At 45.7% G+C, this 20,519-nt stretch carries 18 protein-coding genes and 1 pseudogene; 15 read left to right on the plus strand and 4 right to left on the minus strand.

The annotated features are described in order from the left end of the window. Nucleotides 1–36: 36 nt before the first annotated feature. Together N5E84_RS14480 and N5E84_RS14485 are read right to left on the minus strand one after the other, a co-directional pair. A complete protein-coding gene (locus N5E84_RS14480; protein ID WP_019282913.1) occupies nt 37–2,448 on the minus strand; it encodes a bifunctional aspartate kinase/homoserine dehydrogenase II in 2,412 nt (803 codons plus the stop codon). Further along, on the minus strand, nt 2,448–3,614 hold the full coding sequence (locus N5E84_RS14485) for an O-succinylhomoserine (thiol)-lyase (RefSeq protein ID WP_017049224.1): 1,167 nt from the start codon (nt 3,612–3,614) through the stop codon (nt 2,448–2,450). The genes N5E84_RS14480 and N5E84_RS14485 overlap by 1 nt, the downstream gene beginning before the upstream one ends. A gap of 283 nt (nt 3,615–3,897) precedes the next feature. On the opposite strand from N5E84_RS14485, the gene metJ reads away from it, so the two are divergent. Continuing rightward, complete coding sequence (metJ, locus tag N5E84_RS14490) at nt 3,898–4,224, plus strand: met regulon transcriptional regulator MetJ (RefSeq protein WP_010318342.1); 327 nt, start codon at nt 3,898–3,900, stop codon at nt 4,222–4,224. A gap of 148 nt (nt 4,225–4,372) precedes the next feature. Here the strand turns inward: metJ and N5E84_RS14495 are convergent, their stop codons facing one another. Together N5E84_RS14495 and rpmE are read right to left on the minus strand one after the other, a co-directional pair. After that, nucleotides 4,373–5,650: a malic enzyme-like NAD(P)-binding protein gene (locus N5E84_RS14495; protein WP_026027888.1), complete on the minus strand. Its 1,278-nt coding sequence runs from the start codon at nt 5,648–5,650 to the stop codon at nt 4,373–4,375. 205 nt (nt 5,651–5,855) lie between these two features. Further along, nucleotides 5,856–6,071, minus strand: a complete 216-nt coding sequence (rpmE, locus tag N5E84_RS14500; protein WP_010318344.1) for a 50S ribosomal protein L31 — start codon at nt 6,069–6,071, stop codon at nt 5,856–5,858. Between the two features lie 268 nt (nt 6,072–6,339). On the opposite strand from rpmE, the gene priA reads away from it, so the two are divergent. The 14 genes and pseudogenes from priA (at nt 6,340) to N5E84_RS14575 (ending at nt 20,507) form a co-directional block, all read left to right on the plus strand. Beyond that, nucleotides 6,340–8,541 carry a primosomal protein N' gene (priA, locus tag N5E84_RS14505; protein ID WP_019282912.1) on the plus strand — a complete coding sequence of 734 codons (2,202 nt, stop codon included), beginning with the start codon at nt 6,340–6,342 and terminating at the stop codon, nt 8,539–8,541. A 305-nt stretch (nt 8,542–8,846) separates the two neighbouring features. Continuing rightward, a complete protein-coding gene (gene cytR / locus N5E84_RS14510) occupies nt 8,847–9,854 on the plus strand; it encodes a DNA-binding transcriptional regulator CytR (RefSeq protein ID WP_017043195.1) in 1,008 nt (335 codons plus the stop codon). 102 nt (nt 9,855–9,956) lie between these two features. Continuing rightward, complete coding sequence (locus N5E84_RS14515) at nt 9,957–10,499, plus strand: SPOR domain-containing protein (protein WP_013855850.1); 543 nt, start codon at nt 9,957–9,959, stop codon at nt 10,497–10,499. Nucleotides 10,500–10,619: 120 nt separating this feature from the next. Beyond that, the gene (hslV, locus tag N5E84_RS14520; protein ID WP_017046778.1) at nt 10,620–11,186 is read left to right on the plus strand and encodes an ATP-dependent protease subunit HslV; all 567 of its coding nucleotides are present in this window, start codon (nt 10,620–10,622) and stop codon (nt 11,184–11,186) included. A gap of 35 nt (nt 11,187–11,221) precedes the next feature. Beyond that, nucleotides 11,222–12,553 carry an HslU--HslV peptidase ATPase subunit gene (gene hslU, locus N5E84_RS14525; RefSeq protein WP_013855851.1) on the plus strand — a complete coding sequence of 444 codons (1,332 nt, stop codon included), beginning with the start codon at nt 11,222–11,224 and terminating at the stop codon, nt 12,551–12,553. 122 nt (nt 12,554–12,675) lie between these two features. Next, nucleotides 12,676–13,593 carry a 1,4-dihydroxy-2-naphthoate polyprenyltransferase gene (locus N5E84_RS14530; protein WP_019282911.1) on the plus strand — a complete coding sequence of 306 codons (918 nt, stop codon included), beginning with the start codon at nt 12,676–12,678 and terminating at the stop codon, nt 13,591–13,593. A gap of 76 nt (nt 13,594–13,669) precedes the next feature. After that, nucleotides 13,670–14,191, plus strand: coding sequence for a ribonuclease E activity regulator RraA (rraA, locus tag N5E84_RS14535; protein WP_026027418.1), 522 nt, complete (start codon nt 13,670–13,672; stop codon nt 14,189–14,191). 306 nt (nt 14,192–14,497) lie between these two features. After that, a protein-coding gene (locus N5E84_RS14540) for an IS3 family transposase (RefSeq protein ID WP_095661325.1) occupies nt 14,498–15,675 on the plus strand; the annotation gives its coding sequence in 2 pieces (ribosomal slippage) (nt 14,498–14,756 and nt 14,756–15,675; 1,179 coding nt in all). A 6-nt stretch (nt 15,676–15,681) separates the two neighbouring features. Beyond that, nucleotides 15,682–15,882: pseudogene (locus N5E84_RS14545) on the plus strand (IS481 family transposase); the annotation flags it as partial. Between the two features lie 711 nt (nt 15,883–16,593). Continuing rightward, nucleotides 16,594–16,944 (plus strand): LuxR family transcriptional regulator, encoded by a 351-nt coding sequence (locus N5E84_RS14555; protein WP_103261254.1) that lies wholly within the window; start codon nt 16,594–16,596, stop codon nt 16,942–16,944. Nucleotides 16,945–17,049: 105 nt separating this feature from the next. Further along, the gene (locus N5E84_RS14560; protein ID WP_019281739.1) at nt 17,050–17,457 is read left to right on the plus strand and encodes a hypothetical protein; all 408 of its coding nucleotides are present in this window, start codon (nt 17,050–17,052) and stop codon (nt 17,455–17,457) included. Then, nucleotides 17,454–18,008: a rhomboid family intramembrane serine protease gene (locus tag N5E84_RS14565; protein ID WP_095661324.1), complete on the plus strand. Its 555-nt coding sequence runs from the start codon at nt 17,454–17,456 to the stop codon at nt 18,006–18,008. Before N5E84_RS14560 ends, N5E84_RS14565 begins: the two co-directional genes overlap by 4 nt. A 28-nt stretch (nt 18,009–18,036) precedes the next feature. Then, nucleotides 18,037–19,187 (plus strand): IS3 family transposase gene (locus N5E84_RS14570; protein WP_095661212.1). Its coding sequence is split into 2 segments (ribosomal slippage): nt 18,037–18,280 and nt 18,280–19,187, totalling 1,152 coding nucleotides; the frame shifts between segments, so codons are not numbered across the junction. A 237-nt stretch (nt 19,188–19,424) separates the two neighbouring features. Beyond that, a complete protein-coding gene (locus N5E84_RS14575; protein ID WP_043004380.1) occupies nt 19,425–20,507 on the plus strand; it encodes a hypothetical protein in 1,083 nt (360 codons plus the stop codon). Nucleotides 20,508–20,519: the final 12 nt, after the last annotated feature.

Below are 20,519 nucleotides of genomic sequence, written 5' to 3' on the forward strand. Positions count from 1 at the left end.
GCCTAGTGGCCCCTTAATCTGGAATAAGCTGGAGTGTTACAGCAAGCTTGACAGCAAGTTGAGGTCCGATTGGATAGCTCCTGCTGTCACTTCTCTACCAGCGCCCGGGCCACGAATCACTAACGGGTTATCGCGATACCATTTACTCTCGATAGCAAAAATGTTGTCACAAGGTAAAAGGTTAGCCAAAGCGTGTTCACGCTCTAAAGCTTCAACCCCCACCGTTGCTTTGCCATTTTTCTCAAGCCTTGCGACATAGCGTAGCACTTTATCTTCACGTTGTGCTTTGGTTAGTCTCTCTGCTAATTTTTCACTCAGCAGTTGGCCTTTGTCTAAAAAGTCATCCAGTGAGAGGTGCTTGAGCTCATCAGGAACCAGTGATTCAACTTTGACATTTTCCGGTTCGATATGTAATCCCGCTTCACGGGCTAGGATCACCAGTTTGCGCATTACGTCTGAACCATCCAGATCGCTGCGCGGGTCAGGCTCGGTAAGTCCTTGTTGCCATGCTAAATCGACCAGTTCGCTAAACGGTATTGAGCCGTCGAATTGCTGAAATAACCAAGATAAAGTGCCAGAGAAAATACCAGAGAGGGCGACGATTTCATCACCGCTTTCACGCAAATCACGTACCGTGTGGTTAATGGGTAAGCCTGCGCCAACCGTCGCGTTGTAGAGCCAATGGCGGCTAATTTTCGCGAACGCTTCTTTTATTTGGTGGTAATCGACGCTAGAGGAAGAGCCCGCGACTTTATTCGCTGAGATGAGGTGCACCCCATTTTCAGCAATGTTGAGGTAGTGATCAGCCAGTTCTTTGCTTGCGGTTACATCGAGCACAACCGCTTCGTCATATCCTTGAATATTACTTAATCGTTGTAGCCAAGCGATTCCTTCACTGGCAATCGCTTCATCGTCAAAATGCTTTAAAACCGATGCCGCATCAATACCTTGTTCATCAAACCAATAGGTTTGGCTATCGACCACCGCGACCAACTCGAAGTTCATGCCATGGCGTTTTTCTAACTCTGATTTTTGTTCAGCAAAAAGTTTTAACCAACTCGAACCAATGTTGCCTTTGCCACACAGTGCCAGTGCGACCCGTTTTTGCGCCTGAAATAGTTGGTTATGCATACCCACCACTAAGGGGGTGATCGGCGTTTTACGCAGTACTGCGACTAAACTCAGCCCAGATTCGGCTTCACAGATAAACTCGATCGGTGATGAACGTAGCTGTTGATAAAAGCCGTAGCAGTGATTGGGGTTTTTCGTCACTCCCGCACCCACGGCACCGACTAATGAAAAGCCTTCTTTGAGTTTAATTTCTGCTTCAAAAGCGGCATCTTGCAGATGGGCTAGGGCTCCACCTGAAATCTCAGCAGTATAGGCAAGGCGCAGTTGGTGTTGATCGGCTTGAGTATCGAAAGCTAGCGGTTCGAGTTGAGCACGACGCAAGCTGCGTAGTACATCATTTTGTAGGCGCTGGAAGTCATGCCCGTGAGCAAAATTAAGCTCAATCAACAGCACATCATCAAGTGAAGTAATGATTTTGGCACCGCGTCCCGATGCCAATACACGCTCAATACGAGTCGATCCTGCTTCGGGTTGATAACTGCAGCGCAAGTGCAAATCCATGGTGCTTTGCGCCACGGGCTGCAAAGTTCGGCTGTGCAATACTGGGGCGGCAAGGCGCGCTAACTCGTTGGTTTCGTCCAAACGCAGTAGCGGCAGTAAACAGGCATCACTAACAATGCGCGGGTCGGCGCTATAAACACCGGCCACATCACTCCAAATCGTTACTCGGTTTACTTCCGCAAGTGCGCCGATCATAGTGGCGGAGTAATCGGAACCATTGCGCCCAAGTAGCACAGTATCACCTTGTTCACTGCGAGCCATAAAGCCTGTGATGATCACTCGGTGATGCGCGTGTTGTGCCAAAATTTCTTTCAGCAAAGGGTAGGAGCGAGCGCGATCCACTTCCGGTTGTGTGCCTGCTTGCGCGCGAAGAAATTCGCGGGCGTCTTGTGCCACAGCCGCAAGGTTATGTTGATTGAGTAACGCCGCCAATAAGCGTGATGACCACACTTCACCATGGCCAAGTACCGCCGCTTGTTGAGCTGGCGATAGGGGCGCGCAAAGCTGACCCAAGGTGCGAATTTCGTTGGTGAGTAAAGTGATGAGCGGTTGCGCTGCATCTTTATCGAGCAGCGCGTTGATTAAATCGATTTGGTACTGACGGACCGATTGCAAGTTCTCATGAGCCACTCGGCCATCTTTATTGAGAGCGTCGAGAAATTCGATTAAACGATTGGTGGTTTTTCCTGCGGCAGAAACCACCACCAAATCATCAGCTTGAGAATACTCTTTTAAGATATTAACGACCCGTTTGTAGCATTCAGGATCGGCAAGGCTGCTACCGCCAAACTTGTGCAATTGACGTAGGGCAGTCATTAATAGGCCTCCTTCGCTTTAGCAAAGGCTTGAGCGAGATCGTCAATCAAATCTTGGGCATCTTCTAAGCCGACCGATAGGCGTAATAGCTGCTGTGAAACACCGGCTTCGGCCAACGCTTCTTCGCCCATCGCTCGGTGAGTCATCGAAGCGGGGTGGCAGATTAAGCTCTCCACGCCTCCTAATGATTCTGCCAGTGAGAATAATGTTAACTGAGAGACAAAATATTTGAGCTGTTCAAAGCTGCCCGCAAACTCAAAACTTAGCATAGATCCAAAGCCAGATTGCTGCTTTTTCGCTATCTCATGGCCAGGATGCTCTGGCAAACTCGGGTGATAAATGACCTTTACTAAGGCTTCGCTTTGCAGATAGTCCAAAATGGCACGTGAGCTTTCCTCATGGACGCGCATTCTTGCGCCTAAGGTACGAATGCCACGCAGCGTCATATAGCTATCAAAAGGGGTTCCCGTTGAGCCAAGGCAGTTGCCCCACCATGCTAGCTCTTCAGCGTGCTGCTCTGTTTTGGTGATAACAACTCCGCCAATCACATCGGAGTGGCCGTTGATGAATTTGGTGGTGGAGTGGATGACAAAATCTGCGCCCAACTCTAATGGTTTTTGGAACACTGGCGTTAAGAAGGTGTTGTCAACCGCCACTAATGCACCGACGGCGTGTGCTTGTTGGCAAATATCAGCAATATCTACCACGCGAACTAATGGGTTGGATGGGGTTTCAATGAGTACCAATTTGGGTTTTTTCGCCAAAGCGGCCTGCAAAGCGTTTGGATCGGATTGATCAATAAAGAGTGTCTTAAAATCGCCTTTTTTGGCGCGTGTATTAAACAGGCGATATGTGCCACCGTAACAGTCATGCGGGGCCACAATCAGATCGTCAGGACTTAAAAAGGCGGAAACCCATAGATTCAGCGCCGAAGTGCCACAGTTAGTCACCACCGCGCCTTGACCCGATTCGAGTTCAAACAACGCTTTTTCGAGCAGACCTCGATTCGGGTTGCCAGAGCGTGTGTAATCGTATTTAGGCACTTCACCAAACGCAGGAAAGCTATAATTTGTCGAAAGATAAATTGGAGGCACAACAGCATGATATTGAGAGTCGGATTCAATACCGGTTCTAACGGCGATGGTGGCTGGCTTGCGAGTGGTCATGACGGTTTCCTTACTTAATAAACTCAATAAACTGACTTTTATTGAGGGGGTTCCTGCCTTATTCGGGGACAACTAAGGTGGCAATTTCAATTGTCTAGAGTATTAGCTATATCCGATAGTGCGCTATATTGCTATCTCTCAGTCGATAATGGCACACTTTACTGAACCAAAAAGAAGACGTCAATATATCCAGACGTCTATATATCTTTGCTTGTGGCGGTAAATCCCGCTAAAATCCAACTTTCAAATTTTTAACGACCAATTACGATAACGAAGGTGCGCAATGGCAGACTGGAATGGGGAATACATTAGCCCATATGCTGAACATGGGAAGAAGAGTGAGCAAGTCAAAAAAATCACCGTTTCAATCCCATTGAAAGTGTTGAAAGTATTAACTGATGAGCGCACTCGCCGTCAAATCAATAACTTACGCCACGCAACGAACAGTGAGCTGCTGTGTGAAGCCTTCTTGCATGCTTATACTGGTCAACCTTTACCGACCGACGAAGATTTGAGAAAAGATCGTCCAGACGATATTCCGACGGAAGCAAAAGCATTAATGACCGCCATGGGCATTGAATTTGAAGCGTATGATGATGAAGAAGTGTAGCGCGTAATTGCGGTACAACGAGATAAAATAGAGAGGATACTGGGTAAGTTGCCATTGTGACTTTGGCTCTGTGTCTCAGAATATAAAAAAACCGCTGAAAGTCAGCGGTTTTTTTTCGAGCGAGGCATTTAGCCGCTCAAGCTTGTGATTATTCTTGCATGTAATTGACAGGCATCTCGATTCGAGCGACGCCAGAGTCAACCGCTGCTTGAGCAACCGCTTTAGCAACACGAGGCAGTAGGCGTGGGTCCATCGGTTTTGGAATGATGTATTCAGGGCCGAAACTTAACGCTTTTACGCCTGCAGCTTTCAACACTTCAGCCGGCACTTCTTCTTTAGCCAGTTCACGTATCGCCTCAACGGCGGCTAGCTTCATTTGGTCATTAATTTCACTAGCACGGACATCCAAAGCGCCACGGAAAATAAATGGGAAGCACAACACATTGTTGACTTGGTTTGGATAATCGCTACGACCTGTGCCGAGAATTAAATCGTCACGTACCGCGCGTGCGAGTTCCGGTTTAATTTCCGGATCCGGGTTTGAGCAAGCAAATACGATCGGTTTATCGGCCATTAATTTTAGCGCTTCGGCAGGCAGCAGGTTGGGGCCTGACACACCTAGGAATAAGTCAGCGCCTTCAATCACATCTTCCAGTGTGCGTTTGTCGGTGTTATTAGCGAACAACTGCTTATATTCATTAATGTCATCGCGACGAGTATGAATCACACCTTTGCGATCAAGCATGTAGATTTTTTCACGCATTGCGCCGCACTTAATCAGTAGTTCCATGCAAGCGGTGGCTGCTGCGCCAGCGCCAAGACAGACGATAGTGCATTCGTTGAGTTTCTTGCCTTGCAGTTCAATCGCATTGAGCATGCCAGCGGCGGTAACAATCGCAGTGCCGTGTTGATCGTCATGGAAAACAGGCACATTACAGCGCTCGATCAAGCGGCGTTCAATCTCAAAGCAATCTGGTGCTTTGATATCTTCTAAGTTGATGCCGCCAAAGGTGTCGGCGATGTTGGCAACCGTATCGACAAATTCATCGATTGTGCGGTGTTTTACTTCAATATCAATTGAATCAAGCCCAGCAAAGCGTTTAAACAGTAGCGCTTTTCCTTCCATGACGGGCTTGGAAGCCATCGGACCTAAGTTACCTAAACCAAGAATAGCCGTGCCGTTTGAGATCACAGCGACGGTGTTGCCTTTCGCAGTGTATTTATAAACGTTGTCGATGTTCTGTGCGATTTCACGAACCGGTTCAGCAACGCCCGGGCTGTAAGCTAAAGCAAGGTCTTCAGCCGAGTCGGCAGGCTTAGTTAGTGAAATGGCAATTTTACCCGCGGTTGGGTAAGCATGGTAATCGAGTGCGCGTTGGCGAAATTGTTCTTCTGCCGTTAATTCTTGGTGAGTGTCATCAGACATAGGTATAAGTGCTCGTGTTGGATTGGAAAAGGTCCATAATTCTAATGGATGTCGCTCAAACTTCCTAGGCGGGAACCTGACGTGCTTCATCAAAAAATGGAGAAAATGTCGCAGATAAGACCAGTGCGTACTGACAACTATACAAAAAATGCCAACAAAAAAGGATGCCGAAGCATCCTTTTTTAATTTTCTAGCAAAAAAGAGATTATTTGCTAGAAAGAGCACCGAAACGCTTGTTGAAGCGATCTACACGGCCGCCAGTATCAACGATACGTTGCTTACCAGTGTAGAATGGGTGACATTTGTCACACACGTCTAGGTGGATAGAATCTTTGCCTAGCGTTGAGCTGAACTCGAAAGAGTTGCCGCAAGAACAAGTCGCGCTAACTGCTTTGTACTCTGGATGGATACCAGCTTTCATGGGATAACCTCAAATTGGGCCGCGTCGCTATCCGAATCTATGCCGGACACCACACGTAGTTAATAAAAAAATGTTGATACCGCTGACTGCTTAACATCAAGCAAGAAGCCATATCATCAAGGCGCGATATATTAATGAATCCTCTTCAGTGGATCAAGCCATTTCGCCGCTATTTTCGCCACATTTTTGTCCAATGACGAAGCTCGAATTTCGGTGACGCATCCAGTAGACTGTCTTTTCACATTTTTTGTAGAACGAACGGTCGATTATGCGCCCCACCATTGCACGCGTTGCCTTACCTGTCCCATTGGATAAGCAGTTTGATTATCAGATCCCAAGTCATCTGTTTCCGATTGTTGGTGGACGAGTGTCGGTGCCATTTGGTCGGCAAACGCTGGTGGGTATCGTCACCGCTATAGTCAGTGAGTCTGAGTTTTCAGTCGATCAATTAAAGCCGCTAAAAGCGGTGCTCGATAGCCAGCCAGTCTGGCCAGAGAAACTCTATCAATTGCTGTTGTGGTGTAGCCAGTTTTATCAATACCCATTAGGCGACACGCTATTTAATGCATTGCCTGGCGCATTACGTAAAGGGAAAGCGGCCGATTTTTCGACTTTAGTGGAGTGGCAACTGACGCCCAGTGGGCGCGATCAACTCATGCAAGGATTCGGGCGAGCGGTAAAGCAAGCCAAAGTGATGGCGATGCTTGAGTCTGGCGCTGTGCCCCATCAACTGTTTATTGATGAAGAGGTAGGTAGCAGCGTACTCAAAACCTTACAAGAGAAAGGCTGGATAGAATCACTGGAAAAACGGCCGACACTGACGGCTTGGCCGCAAAATGTTGAAGCGGATGTGGAAAAGCCCAAGCTCAACCAAGAACAAGCGATCGCGATTGCTTCAATTAATAGCCATCACCATTTCGCATGCTATTTACTTGAAGGGGTCACCGGTTCAGGGAAAACCGAAGTTTATCTAAACTTAATCAAGCCCGTTTTAGAAAAAGGACGTCAGGCATTGGTACTGGTGCCTGAGATTGGTCTAACACCACAAACCATTAACCGCTTTCGTAAGCGATTTAATGTGCCAGTTGCCGTGGTCCACTCGGGGCTCAATGAAACCGAGCGCCTCAACGCGTGGTTAGCGGCGCGTGATAATATCGCGGGCATTATTATTGGTACTCGCTCAGCGCTGCTAACGCCTTTTGCAGACCTAGGTATCATCATTGTTGATGAAGAGCACGACGCTTCGTATAAACAGCAAGATAGCCTACGCTACCATGCAAGAGATGTCGCGGTAATGCGTGCAAACCTTGAGCAGATCCCGATTGTGCTCGGTTCCGCCACTCCAGCATTAGAAACGTTGCATAATGCATTGAGCGGCAAATATCATCACTTAAGCTTAACTCAGCGTGCGGGCGTAGCGGTTCCCACTAAAAACAAAGTGTTGGATGTGAAAGGCCTGTTTTTAGAGAGTGGGTTATCAGCGCCGCTGATTGCTGAGATGAGAAAACACCTCAGCGCAGGTAACCAAGTGATGCTGTTTCTCAATCGGCGCGGCTTCTCGCCCGCGCTGATGTGCCATGAATGCGGTTGGATTGCCGAGTGCAAACGTTGCGATGCGTACTATACCTTTCACCAATACAGCAGTGACATGCGTTGTCACCATTGCGGCTCGCAACGTCCGGTGGTTCATCAGTGTCAAGGTTGTGGTTCAACTCAGTTGGTCACGGTTGGGGTAGGTACCGAGCAACTTGAAGCGCAACTGGCGCAGCTTTTCCCCGAATATAAAACGGTGCGTATTGATCGCGATAGTACGCGTCGTAAAGGCAGTTTAGAAAGTACGTTATCATCGATTCGACAAGGTGAGTATCAGATTTTAATTGGCACGCAGATGCTTGCTAAAGGGCACCATTTTCCCGATGTGACTTTAGTGGCGTTATTGGATGTGGATGGTTCGCTATACAGCAGTGATTTTCGCGCCGCCGAACGCTTGGCGCAGCTATTTACTCAAGTGGCAGGTCGAGCAGGGCGCGCTAGTAAACCCGGCGAAGTCATTTTACAAACGCATCACCCAGAACACAGTTTGCTGCAAGCACTGTTGCAAAAGGATTATCGTCATTTTGCAGAAACCGCGTTAGAAGAGCGGAAAATAGCGATGTTGCCGCCTTACACCTATCTCACACTGTTTAAAGCGGAATCCAATCAAGCTTCGATGGTGGAAGAGTTTTTACGCCAAATTAGGCATACGTTAGAAGCGCATCCGTTATTTGATGATTCGTGCTTAGTCTTAGGGCCAACCCCAGCACCATTAGCGAAAAGAGCGGGCAAATATCGCTGGCAGTTATTACTGCAAACTCAACATCGCTCCAAAATGCAAAAACTATTGATGAGTGCTAAGCCTGCGATTGGACTGTTACCATTAGCCAAGAAAATTCGCTGGTCGTTAGATATTGAACCGCAAGATCTCAGTTAAACCTCAGTAGCGTTTTCGATGAAATGAGATGTAACATATTGAAGCAATCGAATGCTAAAAAGGTTACTGTTACTTTTGTCAGCCAATTTAATTCTCTCTAATGTGAGTGGCTTCACGCTTATTATGTAAAATTTGTTAATCTGACCGTAACTTTCTGGGTGGAAATGAATAGACTATCACTCATATATCCGCTGTGAATAACAGCTCAGCGTTCAAAATGGATAACCAGATTTTACAACCGGATTTTATAAACATAACAACGGGTGATTTCAGCCCAGTAACAACTTTTAAAGAGGTTAATTTCTATGGCGACAATGAAGGATGTTGCCCAGCTTGCAGGTGTATCAACCGCCACGGTATCTAGGGCGTTGATGAACCCTGAAAAAGTATCATCTTCAACGCGAAAGCGTGTCGAAGATGCTGTTTTGGAAGCTGGTTACTCACCAAATTCTCTCGCTCGCAACTTACGCCGTAATGAATCTAAAACCATTGTCGCTATCGTGCCTGATATTTGTGACCCTTACTTCACAGAGATCATTCGTGGTATCGAAGATGCGGCGATGGAACATGGTTATTTAGTACTGTTGGGTGATAGTGGTCAGCAGAAAAAGCGAGAAAGTTCGTTAGTTAACCTCGTATTTACTAAGCAGGCCGATGGCATGTTGTTGCTGGGAACGGATTTGCCGTTTGATGTTAGTAAGCCGGAGCAAAAAAACCTGCCACCTATGGTCATGGCATGTGAATTTGCGCCAGAACTTGAGTTGCCGACGGTACATATTGATAACCTTACTTCAGCGTTTGAAGCGGTGAACTATTTGACGCAGCTCGGGCACAAACGCATCGCGCAAATATCGGGGCCAGCAGAGGCCACGCTGTGTAAGTTCCGCCATCAAGGTTATCAACAAGCTTTACGCCGCGCAGGAATTACCATGAACCCTAATTATTGCACTTATGGTGATTTTACTTTTGAAGCTGGGGCTAAAGCACTGCGCCAATTATTGGCGTTATCTGAGCCACCCACAGCCATTTTTAGTCATAATGACAGTATGGCGATCGGTGTCATTAAGGAAGCCAAAAAATTGGGCTTGCGCGTTCCACAAGATATTTCAGTGGTGGGATTTGATGATATTCAATTTGCGCTCTACTGCGATCCACCGTTAACGACCATCTCACAGCCGCGCTATGAGATAGGGCGTCAAGCGATGCTCATGATGCTCGATCTTCTTCGCGGTCAAGAGGTTGGCGCAGGTTCTCGACTATTAGAAACCAAGTTAGTGATTCGAGAAAGCGCAGCGCCTCCTCGCTTGAGCTAACCACATGCAGCGCATTTTTGATGCGCTGCAACTCTTTCAGCACTATTAAGTCGTTGGAAACTGCATTAACATTGGCACAAACCATCAACTTTTGAATTCTCTGTGGCTAATAAAGATTATGTAAGGCGCGGTCGTAGTCCGAAAAAGCCGACCCCGAAAAAAACAGCTCCACGTCGTAAACCTTGGCGTAGTGGCTTATTGGCACTGTTGCTCGTTTCCGGTTTTGGTTATGGGCTGTTCTTACTCAGCCGTGATCCTGAGCCGCCTCAAGCGGTTGTGGTTCCTACAAAACCAGTCGCAAAGCCTAAGCCAGAGAAAGTGATCCCACCGCCCCCAGAGGAAAAATGGGATTACGTGGATAGCTTGCCGAAACGTGAAGTGGAAGTGGTAGCCAAAGAACAGAAAGTGTCTGAAATCCCTTACATTATGCAGTGTGGGGCGTACAAAACTTCGGCACAAGCTGAAAGCCGTAAACTTGATATCGCGTTTCAGGGTTTAAAAAGTGAAATCCGAAAAACGGAAGGCAGCAGTTGGTATCGCGTGGTATTAGGGCCATACAAATATAAGCGTGATGCGCAGCGTGACGAGCATAAATTACAACGCGCTAAAATTGAGCCGTGCGCCATTTGGACTGAACCACAATAAGAGCGATCACTCACCGCATCCAATCGATTCGCGGTGAGTGTTTTTTGTGACTTGAAATCTTCCCCAACCATCCTCATATATTTGCTAACTCCATCGTGAAAACAAATAAGAGGTCCTGTCGTGACTACCATCGTCTCTGTACGTCGTAATAATAAAGTTGTCATCGCCGGTGACGGACAAGTATCGCTCGGTAATACCGTAATGAAAGGCAACGCGCGCAAGGTTCGCCGTCTGTACAATAATCAAGTCTTGGCAGGGTTTGCAGGTGGCACAGCCGATGCGTTTACCTTGTTTGAGCGCTTTGAAAGTAAGCTGCAAATGCATCAAGGTCATCTTACTAAGGCCGCGGTTGAGCTGGCAAAAGATTGGCGTAGTGACCGAGCACTGCGTAAGCTAGAAGCGATTTTAGCGGTGGCTGATGAAACGGCATCGCTCATTATTACGGGCAATGGTGACGTCGTTCAACCAGAAAACGACCTGATTGCTATCGGTTCGGGTGGTAATTTTGCTCAAGCTGCGGCGACTGCATTATTAGAAAATACCGATTTAGATGCACGTGAAATCGCTGAAAAAGCACTGAAAATTGCGGGCGACATTTGCGTGTTTACCAACCATTTCCACACTATCGAAGAACTAGAAATACCGGCGGAATTGCTACTGCAACAAACAGTGATCACCGAAAAATAAAGACAGTGTTAGGGTAAAGAATTAAGGAAAATCTGATGTCTGAAATGACTCCACGTGAAATTGTTCACGAATTAAATCGCCATATTATTGGTCAAGATAAAGCCAAACGTTCGGTAGCGATTGCGCTGCGTAACCGCTGGCGTCGCATGCAGCTCGAAGAGAGTTTGCGCGCCGAAGTAACGCCGAAAAACATTTTGATGATTGGTCCAACTGGGGTGGGAAAAACAGAAATTGCTCGTCGTCTCGCCAAGCTTGCCAACGCACCATTTATTAAAGTGGAAGCGACCAAATTTACCGAAGTGGGTTATGTTGGTAAAGAAGTGGAAACCATTATTCGCGATTTAACCGATGTCGCGGTAAAAATGACTCACCAGCAAGCGATGGAAAAAGTGCAATTTCGCGCGCAAGAGCAAGCAGAAGAGCGTATTTTAGATGCTTTATTGCCGCCAGCTCGTGATGCTTGGGGAGAGAATGAAAAGGGCGAAGAGAGCTCGAACACTCGCCAAATCTTCCGTAAAAAGTTGCGTGAAGGAAAGCTCGACGACAAAGAGATTGAAATCAATGTCGCTGTCCCTCAAATGGGGGTTGAAATTATGGCACCTCCGGGCATGGAAGAGATGACCAATCAGCTGCAAGGTTTGTTTCAGAACCTTGCAGGGGATACCAAGAAAAAACGCAAACTCAAAATCAAAGAGGCCTTCAAAGCTTTGACTGAGGAAGAAGCGGCAAAATTGGTCAATCAGGAAGAGCTGAAAGATCAAGCTATTTTTAATGTTGAAAATAACGGCATTGTCTTTATTGATGAGATTGACAAAATCTGTAAACGCGGCGAAAGCTCAGGTCCAGATGTGTCGCGTGAAGGGGTACAACGTGATTTGCTACCTTTGATTGAGGGCAGTACTGTCTCGACTAAGCACGGCATGGTTAAAACTGATCATATCCTCTTTATTACGTCGGGTGCATTCCAAGTGGCGAAGCCCTCTGATTTAATCCCCGAGTTGCAAGGCCGCTTGCCGATTCGCGTCGAACTTGAAGCATTATCGAGCCATGACTTTAAACGTATTTTGACTGAGCCGAAAGCCTCTCTGACCGAGCAGTATATTGCGCTGATGAAGACGGAAGAGGTGCACATTGAATTCACTGAAGATGGCATCACTCAAATTGCGGAAGCCGCGTGGAAAGTGAATGAAACCACGGAAAATATCGGCGCACGTCGCCTGCATACCGTGATGGAGCGTTTGATGGATGAAATCTCATTTGATGCAACAGAAAAGCCTGGCTCCTCAATGATTATCGATGCCGCCTACGTCAAGCAGCGCCTAGGTGAGTTAGTCGAGAATGAAGATTTGAGCCGCTTTATTCTTTAGCGGATCGAATGGCCAGTACACTGTTTGTAGCCCGTCCAAAGTGACGGGCTTTTTATTGCCGTGTTATACTCGCCAGCAGAACAGTATATACTGACCCCTTTTTTGAACGGCAGTGACCTTGCATGAAGAATTCGCTCCATATCTGGCTTGATGCGGCCAGGCCTAAAACGCTCCCTCTCGCGCTAGTTTCTATTTTAACGGGCAGCGCGTTAGCTTTCTCATCGGGCCATTTTTCGTTGCCAGTAGCGCTGCTTGCTCTGCTTACCGCAACTTTATTACAAATCTTATCCAACCTTGCAAATGATTATGGTGATGCGGTCAAGGGTACGGATAATGAGGCTCGCTTAGGGCCAATCAGAGCGATTCAATCCGGTGCGGTGACGCTCGATGATATGAAGCAAGCGATGTTGATTAACATCACATTGACGGTTATCTCGGGTTTGGTGTTGATTTTTTATGCACTGGATAGCGTGCAAAGTATTCTGGCTTTTGTCGGGTTGGGCGTGCTCGCCATTGTGGCCGCGATTGCTTACACGGTCGGTAACAAACCCTACGGCTATGTCGGCTTAGGTGATTTATCCGTATTCATTTTCTTTGGTTTACTTGGGGTGTCTGGAACCTATTTCTTGCATACCGGCCATGTGGAACCGAGCCTGTTCTTACCCGCGTTAGGCTGTGGCTTATTGGCGGTCGCTGTGCTCAATGTCAACAATATGCGTGATATTGAAAATGATGCAGTTTGCGGAAAAAAAACCGTTGCCGTACGTCTTGGGCAAACGCGCGCCAAGCAATATCACTTTATGCTATTGGCGGGTGCGGTGGTCGCTTTTGCTTGGTATTTAGTGATGCAAAGCAGCCCAGCGTGGATAAGTTTGCCCTTTTTGTTGAGCATTGTGGTAGTGGTAAAACACAGTAAAGCGGTGTGGGTGAGTGATCAACCTGCGCAGATAGCACCTATGATGCCCGCTATCGTCAAATGTTCACTGATCACCAACTTGTTGTTTGTTGGAATTGTTATAGCTCAAACTCTGACGAGTTAATTGTCGCTTGTCATTGCAATGACTTAATGACCCTATATACTCGGTGAAGATAATTTTCGGCAAGAGAAGAACCATTATGGAATACAACACCTCTGCGTTATGTGATATTTATCTCGACCAAGTCGATGTGGTGGAGCCAATGTTTAGTAACTTTGGTGGAAGCGCATCCTTTGCTGGCCAGCTTACGACGATTAAATGTTTTGAAGATAATGGCTTAATCCGTGAAGTATTAGAGCAAGATGGGCTAGGACGGGTGCTGTTAATTGATGGTGGTGGTTCACTGCGCCGTGCGCTGATTGATGCAGAATTGGCCGCTCTTGCTGAAGAAAATGAGTGGGAAGGCATCGTTGTTTACGGTTGTGTCCGTGAAGTGGATGAACTCGAAGAGATGAGCATCGGCATTCAAGCGCTCGCCTCTATTCCTGTTGGAGCATCCAATCAAGGTATCGGTGAAGTGGATGTGCCTGTCAATTTTGGTGGCGTCACTTTCCTACCTGAAGATTATTTGTACGCTGATAATACGGGTATTATTTTATCTCCTGAGCCTTTAAATGTGGATATGGACTTAGATGATGACCTTGACGAGATTGAAGAGTAGTTTCTCGCGCTGAAAGGCGATGTTTCTAAGTGATAAAGCCAGCATGAATGCTGGCTTTTATACAGAAATCCCTCACATGATGTGAGGGATTTTTTGTATCGAGAAAACCCCCAGCTAGGCTAGGGGTTCCGTAAAGCTTACAGCTATAAGTCAGTTATATAACCCCTTTCAATTTGATAAAAACGTCTTGTGGTCAGGCAACTGCAAGAGTTAATTAAGAATTGAAAGGGGGTCTGTAGTGGTATAGTGAATTTGGTCACTTAGTTAGAGGTGATATCATCACCTCATAAGTTAACAGGTGACACTATGACAAAACGTACAAGACGACTATTTAGCGCAGAATTTAAGTTAGAAGCAGCGCAACCAGTCTTAGACCAAAATTACTCAGTGACTGAAGCAGCCCAAGCCATGAATGTGGGCAAGTCCACGATGGATAAATGGGTTCGCCAGCTTAGAGAAGAACGCCAAGGGAAAACACCGAAAGCTTCACCTATGACCCCTGAGCAAATAGAAATTCGGGAATTGAAAAAGAAGCTGGCTCGCCTTGAAGAGCATAATGAAATACTAAAAAAAGCCACGGCTCTCTTGATGTCGGACTCACTGAACAATTCTTGACAATCAAGAAACTCAAGCAGAGCCACAGCGTAAAAATATTATGCGAAGTCTTCAATGTTCATCGAAGTAGTTATCACTATTGGCTTAAACGCCCAGCGTTAATTAATGCGGAAACAATAAAACTGCGCAGCTTGGTCAGTGAGGCTCATGCCGCAAGCAATGGCTCTGCGGGAGCGAGAACCATTGCAGATATAGTCACAAATCAGGGTGTAAAGCTGAGCCGATACCGAGCAACAAAGCTTATGAGAACGCTTGGTTTAGTGAGCTGCCAAGAGCCAAAGCATCGCTACAGAAAGGCTTCACAAGAACATATTGACGTTCCAAATCACTTAGGTCGTCAGTTTGCGGTTACCGCCCCAAATGAGGTCTGGGCTGGTGATGTTACGTATATTTGGACAGGTAATCGGTGGATGTATTTAGCAGTTGTTATCGATCTTTTTGCCCGAAAAGTGATTGGTTGGTCGATGTCTTTGTCGCCTGATAGTCAGTTGACAGGCAAAGCTCTTTCGATGGCTTATGAGTCTCGTGGTAAGCCTAAAGGTGTTATGTTCCATAGCGATCAAGGCAGTCATTATACTAGCCGTAAATACCGTCAATTGCTGTGGCGTTTTCAAATAAAACAGAGTTTATCTCGCCGAGGAAATTGTTGGGATAATGCGCCGATGGAGCGCTTCTTTAGAAGTCTGAAAACGGAATGGGTGCCAACTGTGGGTTACCGTAGCTTCGCTGAGGCTCAACAAGAGGTTACCCGTTACATTATCGGATATTACTGCCAACTCAGACCACATCAGTATAACGGTGGTTTAACTCCCAATGAATCAGAACGATTATATTGGGAAAACTCTAAAACCGTGGCCAATTTTAGTTGACCACTACAAGTACACCTAAGCACAGCGACACTCCATAAAGTTTTGTCCGAAGCATCAGTCAAACCCATCGTAACTTACCGACGCAGAAAAGATTTCCAAAGATACGAACGCCCAATCCCTGGTGATAGAGTCCAGATGGACACCTGTAAAATAGCACCTGGAGTCTACCAGTACACAGCTATCGATGACTGCTCTCGCTATCGGGTGAGCTTAAATGTAGCAATTTTTTCTAGTTCAAAAAACTGTTCAATACCAATATCTAGGTCTTCTAACTTGTTCAAAAGCTGAGAGATCGTAAGAGACTGGTTTTACAATAAATATCACAAATCCAACAAATTTGTTATACGACCTTCCCCAGCCACTAGGAAGCAGCTTTATAACCTTATATAGATAAGCTTCCCAATTTTCTGGGAAAGCCTCGATGAGTTTTTCGATTCTGGTCTCAATGCTTTCTATCTATTTTTTGATCATTGTCAGTAGGGAGTTAATTGATGAAGTAATAAATTCGGGCATGATTTGACAACGACTTTCCCCTACAGAATGCAATCGATTGATTATAGGCGATAAGAACTACATCTAAGCGATCGTTTTTAGCTCTATGGCCAAGAGCGCCGAAGAACTTTTTGATGTGCAATGAATTGATTTTGCTGTGAAGCGACTTTGGCTATGGCGACGTCGTATAGGATGTATCACCTGAATTCCAATGCAACATATTGCCATTTGAGCAAGTTTTTGCCCCTGATTTTAGTGTGTTATCATTGCCAGAATCCGCGCCATACCTTTAATCGGATAGGGGAGGTATGGCCTTCCTTTTCCTGAACTACTTATGGAAGCGGACGATTTCAACGCTTTCTAACTGCATGAATTTAGTCAATATTGCCACTATGAAATGGCAAAACGAGAATAAGCGAGCAAAAAATGAACACAAGAATGTTTGGCATACTAATGAGCCTTATCCTGTCGACGAGTACGGTGGCGGCCGAAACTGAGCCTTCGATTAACGCTTTGGTGGGGATAAAACAAGCGCCTAAACTGGGTGAGCGCTTCCGTGTGGATACGGCCGGTTATAATGCGGCTCCTGTGACGCTTGTTTGTATGGAAGCAAGCCCTTACACGGCATTTTCATATTGTGAGCTCAATTCGAATGCACGTGGGTTATATCTCGAAATTGGTGAGACTAACTTTACGGGAAAAAATGTTTCTGGGGAGTTAATTGAGTTTATTGGTATCCAGCACGGTCAGTTATTTTTCAAATTAGTGAAAGAGTGATCGACAGTGTGAAACGAATCCACCGTTTGGAGCCTAAGGTCGGTCTCATTTCACAACCTATTAAATACTTATTACATAGAGCACATACATATTTCAGGAATAACGATGATTAAAGAACAAGCAAAAGAATACATAGAAGAAAAAATGAATAAAGATGATCAATTAATTGGCTTTTTTCAGGCCGTTAGTCCTCCCCAATTCTGGTTGTTTCTTCTAGTGGGACCACTTTTTGTTCTTAGTATGAGAACATACTTCCTAGCTGTTACCGAAAAAGGTATCTCTTTTCACAAACTCAGTTTGCTCGGAAAATTTAAAGAACATGATTTCTTTGAATTTTCCGAAATTGAGAGCGTAAAAATAGGGAAGGGACTGTTACAAAGACCAATGAAGTTTACTTTTCAAAATAACCGAAAAATAACGGTGAGAGCGCAGTTAAAAGGCGTTGGTAAGGTTGCGAAACTACTGCCAGAAGTACAGCAATATATTGAAAGTAGAATGACCTTGTCCCAATGATTCTATTTTTTATTGCCGTTACGGCGTATGTTGGTTCATTGATTCTTGTTAAGCCTGCACCAAGCAGCCTGAAATCAGCATCAATTAGTTATATTGAAAATTTAAAGCTTGTTTGGGCGTCGATATGCTCAGGGGTGTTCATCCTTTTCATTTTTCTGTTCATCACAAACTTTAGTTTCGTTAATGTCGATGAAAGCCTGTACAGAACTTTTGTCCTGAGTAATGACGGTGAGAAGGTTATGAGCAGGCCATTACAGCTTGTCTCCCATCTGTTTGTCCATGGTAATCTGCTGCATCTTGCCACGAACGTTATTGGCTTAGGTATAGCTTCTACTTATGAACGTAGAGTTGGGGCTAAGAGATATCTATCAGTGCTTGTTGTGGGAGCGTTGTCCTCGATACCTTCGGTATTATTCTATTCCGACAACACTACAGTTTGTGGAATATCTGGTGGGGTTTTCGGACTGGCTGCAGCCTATTTTACCGATGAAAAAGAGTTAACGACTAAGGAGTGCTTTGATCCGCACCACCAGTTTTGGACACCTAATTAAGTGAGTACAATCACTAATGAGGTGAACCATGACAAACAAGAAAAAACGTATTCTCCATTCTGCTGAATTTAAAGCAGAAGCACTGAAGCTAGCAGAAAAGCTGGGAGTAGCTACGGCAGCGCAGCATCTCTCGTTACACGAATCCCAGATCTACGGTTGGCGTAAAGCAGCCAAGAAAGATACTAGCACCAGTCAGCGGGAAAAAGATCTAGCCGCTGAAGTCGCAAAGCTCAAAAGGCAATTGGCCGAGCAAGCTGAAGAGCTAGATATCGTAAAAAAGGCCGCCACCTACTTCGCGAAAAATCTAAAGTAGATAGCTACGAATTTATGCTCGAACACCTGCTGTGCTTCAGTGCTGTCCGCATGGCTAAGGTGTTCGGGGTTTCACGAAGTGGGTTTTATTACTGGATTAAGCATCGCCACAAGGCCACTCAGCGCGAGGTAACTCGCCAAGAGCTTGATACGAAGGTCAAAAAGGCTTTTGACAACAGCAAAGGCCGTGATGGTTCAAGGCGTATCCAGAAAGAGCTGGCAGAGAACGGTGATAGCCGTAATGTTAAAACCATTGCCGCTAGTATGAAGCGTCAGGATTTAACGCCGAAAGCGGCACGTAAGTTTAGGTGCACTACGGATAGCAAACATAAAATGCCAGTTGCTCCGAACCTGCTAGCTCAGGATTTTAACGCGGAGGCTCCGAATCAAAAGTGGGCGGGAGACATCACCTATGTTGCGACAAGTGAAGGCTGGCTGTATTTGGCGGTAATTATTGACCTTTATTCAAGGCAAGTAGTCGGCTGGTCTATGGATACCAGAATGACCGCAACACTGGTCTGCGATGCATTATCAATGGCCTTGTTCCGTCGTGGGTTCCCTGAGCAGGTGATCGTTCATAGTGACCGAGGTAGTCAGTACTGCTCAAAAGATTATCGAGACATCATAACCGCTTATAATCTAAAGCAAAGTATGAGTAGGAAAGGAAACTGCTGGGATAATGCTTGTGTTGAGAGCTTCTTCCATTCAATGAAGGTTGAAGCGATCCAATATGAGCCGATCATGACGCGAGACGAGATGCGTCAAACGCTCTTTGAATACATCGAGGTTGATTATAATCGGACAAGAAGGCACAGTGCTCTTGGGTATCTAAGTCCAGTTAACTTTGAAAATAAAAATGTCGCTTAATGAAGTGTCCAGTCTGGCTGGAGCAGATCAGTTAACTGCCATTTTTCTATTCACGTTTTTAGTAATACTGCTAATACTAGAAGGGGAAATCAGGGGACAAGATGACTATATGTTTGATATTAAAGTTGACCATATTGGCCACTTTTTAGGAGCACTTGGCGTAATTCTTTACTGTCGTTTAATTCCTCAGCGTTGTAACAGTGATCATTATCTAAATGCTAGAACATGAAGAAAATTATGAATAAAACAATATTCGAATGTGCAGTACTCAATCGTTTCTTAGTCGAGAAGAATTTTTCCTTGTTGATCGATGCAGATCAGAATGACTTGGATCTACCCAATGAAGAGGATTGGCAGCGCCGCCTTGAACAAAGTGAACCGGATAGTTGGGAGCCGAATTTTTTGGCCTATCTTAATGAGCGAGAACAGCATCTTGAAAGTCTTCCTATTGTGGGTGGCGAGTTAACACAGTCAGTGATTCAGCGTGGGGAAGAGATCATTTGGTCACCGGATAAAATCGCTATTCCAGCACTGCGAGAACTACAGCAATACGCTAAACGTATATTGGTCAAAATTGACGGATTAAACACCCAAATTATACTAATCACCGACGCGAATTATCCACGGCCCAATAAAGTATTACTGATCCAGTATGCGAACGCCGTAAGACAAAAAGTCGTCGCAAGTTTTGAGTTAGGTAAAAACAACTTGCACAGTGTGAGCATCACCGTACTTATGCTCGGTGAAACCGACAATGATGTGCGCCATTTTGCTAAACAAAACACTAAGCGTATGGGTATGGATAGGAATTTCATTCATTACGTCTGCGTTGACGCTCTGCATGAGCATATCTGGACTCCGACTCCTATTCGAAGTAGCAGTATAAAGCAGGTTATTAAAGCGACATTTTCTTCACTCGATCATCGCTTAGAAACGTTATTTAATCACTATAATGCTGTGACTGTGACTGTGACTGTGAGTTGGCCAAGAATCGTATTGTCCGGTCTTGGTGCATTTCTTATCACTACCGCCATGAATGTCATGGTGGCGAGTTTCGATATTGGATTTCTCTCGATGTTGAGCCGCATTTTAGTCCCGACATTGGTGTTCGTTATTGCTTTTGCTACGATGAAGAATCGCACTCAAGCTTACAAGCAGATTATGTTTTCCTTGTTAATATACCTCACTTTGTTGCTTGCAATGTTGTTCTATTTCAGTCCACCAGGCAATTTTGGCGAATGGTTAAATTTGGCACAGTTGCTATTCTTGACCAGTATGCCAGCGTTAATCATCGGGCGGGTGTTGGAGATTACTCGCTAAGAGGGTCATATA

Source organism: Vibrio sp. J502 (genome assembly GCF_025397955.1).
Taxonomy (GTDB): Bacteria; Pseudomonadota; Gammaproteobacteria; order Enterobacterales; family Vibrionaceae; genus Vibrio; species Vibrio anguillarum.

Coding starts and splice junctions, on each gene's coding strand:
- priA (WP_019282912.1), top strand. CDS start 6,340: ATGCGCCCCACCATTGCACGCGTTGCCTTACCTGTCCCATTGGATAAG.
- N5E84_RS14555 (WP_103261254.1), top strand. CDS start 16,594: ATGAACACAAGAATGTTTGGCATACTAATGAGCCTTATCCTGTCGACG.
- rpmE (WP_010318344.1), bottom strand. CDS start 6,071: ATGAAAGCTGGTATCCATCCAGAGTACAAAGCAGTTAGCGCGACTTGT.
- N5E84_RS14530 (WP_019282911.1), top strand. CDS start 12,676: ATGAAGAATTCGCTCCATATCTGGCTTGATGCGGCCAGGCCTAAAACG.
- metJ (WP_010318342.1), top strand. CDS start 3,898: ATGGCAGACTGGAATGGGGAATACATTAGCCCATATGCTGAACATGGG.
- rraA (WP_026027418.1), top strand. CDS start 13,670: ATGGAATACAACACCTCTGCGTTATGTGATATTTATCTCGACCAAGTC.
- N5E84_RS14495 (WP_026027888.1), bottom strand. CDS start 5,650: ATGTCTGATGACACTCACCAAGAATTAACGGCAGAAGAACAATTTCGC.
- N5E84_RS14565 (WP_095661324.1), top strand. CDS start 17,454: ATGATTCTATTTTTTATTGCCGTTACGGCGTATGTTGGTTCATTGATT.
- N5E84_RS14480 (WP_019282913.1), bottom strand. CDS start 2,448: ATGACTGCCCTACGTCAATTGCACAAGTTTGGCGGTAGCAGCCTTGCC.
- N5E84_RS14485 (WP_017049224.1), bottom strand. CDS start 3,614: ATGACCACTCGCAAGCCAGCCACCATCGCCGTTAGAACCGGTATTGAA.
- N5E84_RS14575 (WP_043004380.1), top strand. CDS start 19,425: ATGAATAAAACAATATTCGAATGTGCAGTACTCAATCGTTTCTTAGTC.
- hslU (WP_013855851.1), top strand. CDS start 11,222: ATGTCTGAAATGACTCCACGTGAAATTGTTCACGAATTAAATCGCCAT.
- cytR (WP_017043195.1), top strand. CDS start 8,847: ATGGCGACAATGAAGGATGTTGCCCAGCTTGCAGGTGTATCAACCGCC.
- N5E84_RS14560 (WP_019281739.1), top strand. CDS start 17,050: ATGATTAAAGAACAAGCAAAAGAATACATAGAAGAAAAAATGAATAAA.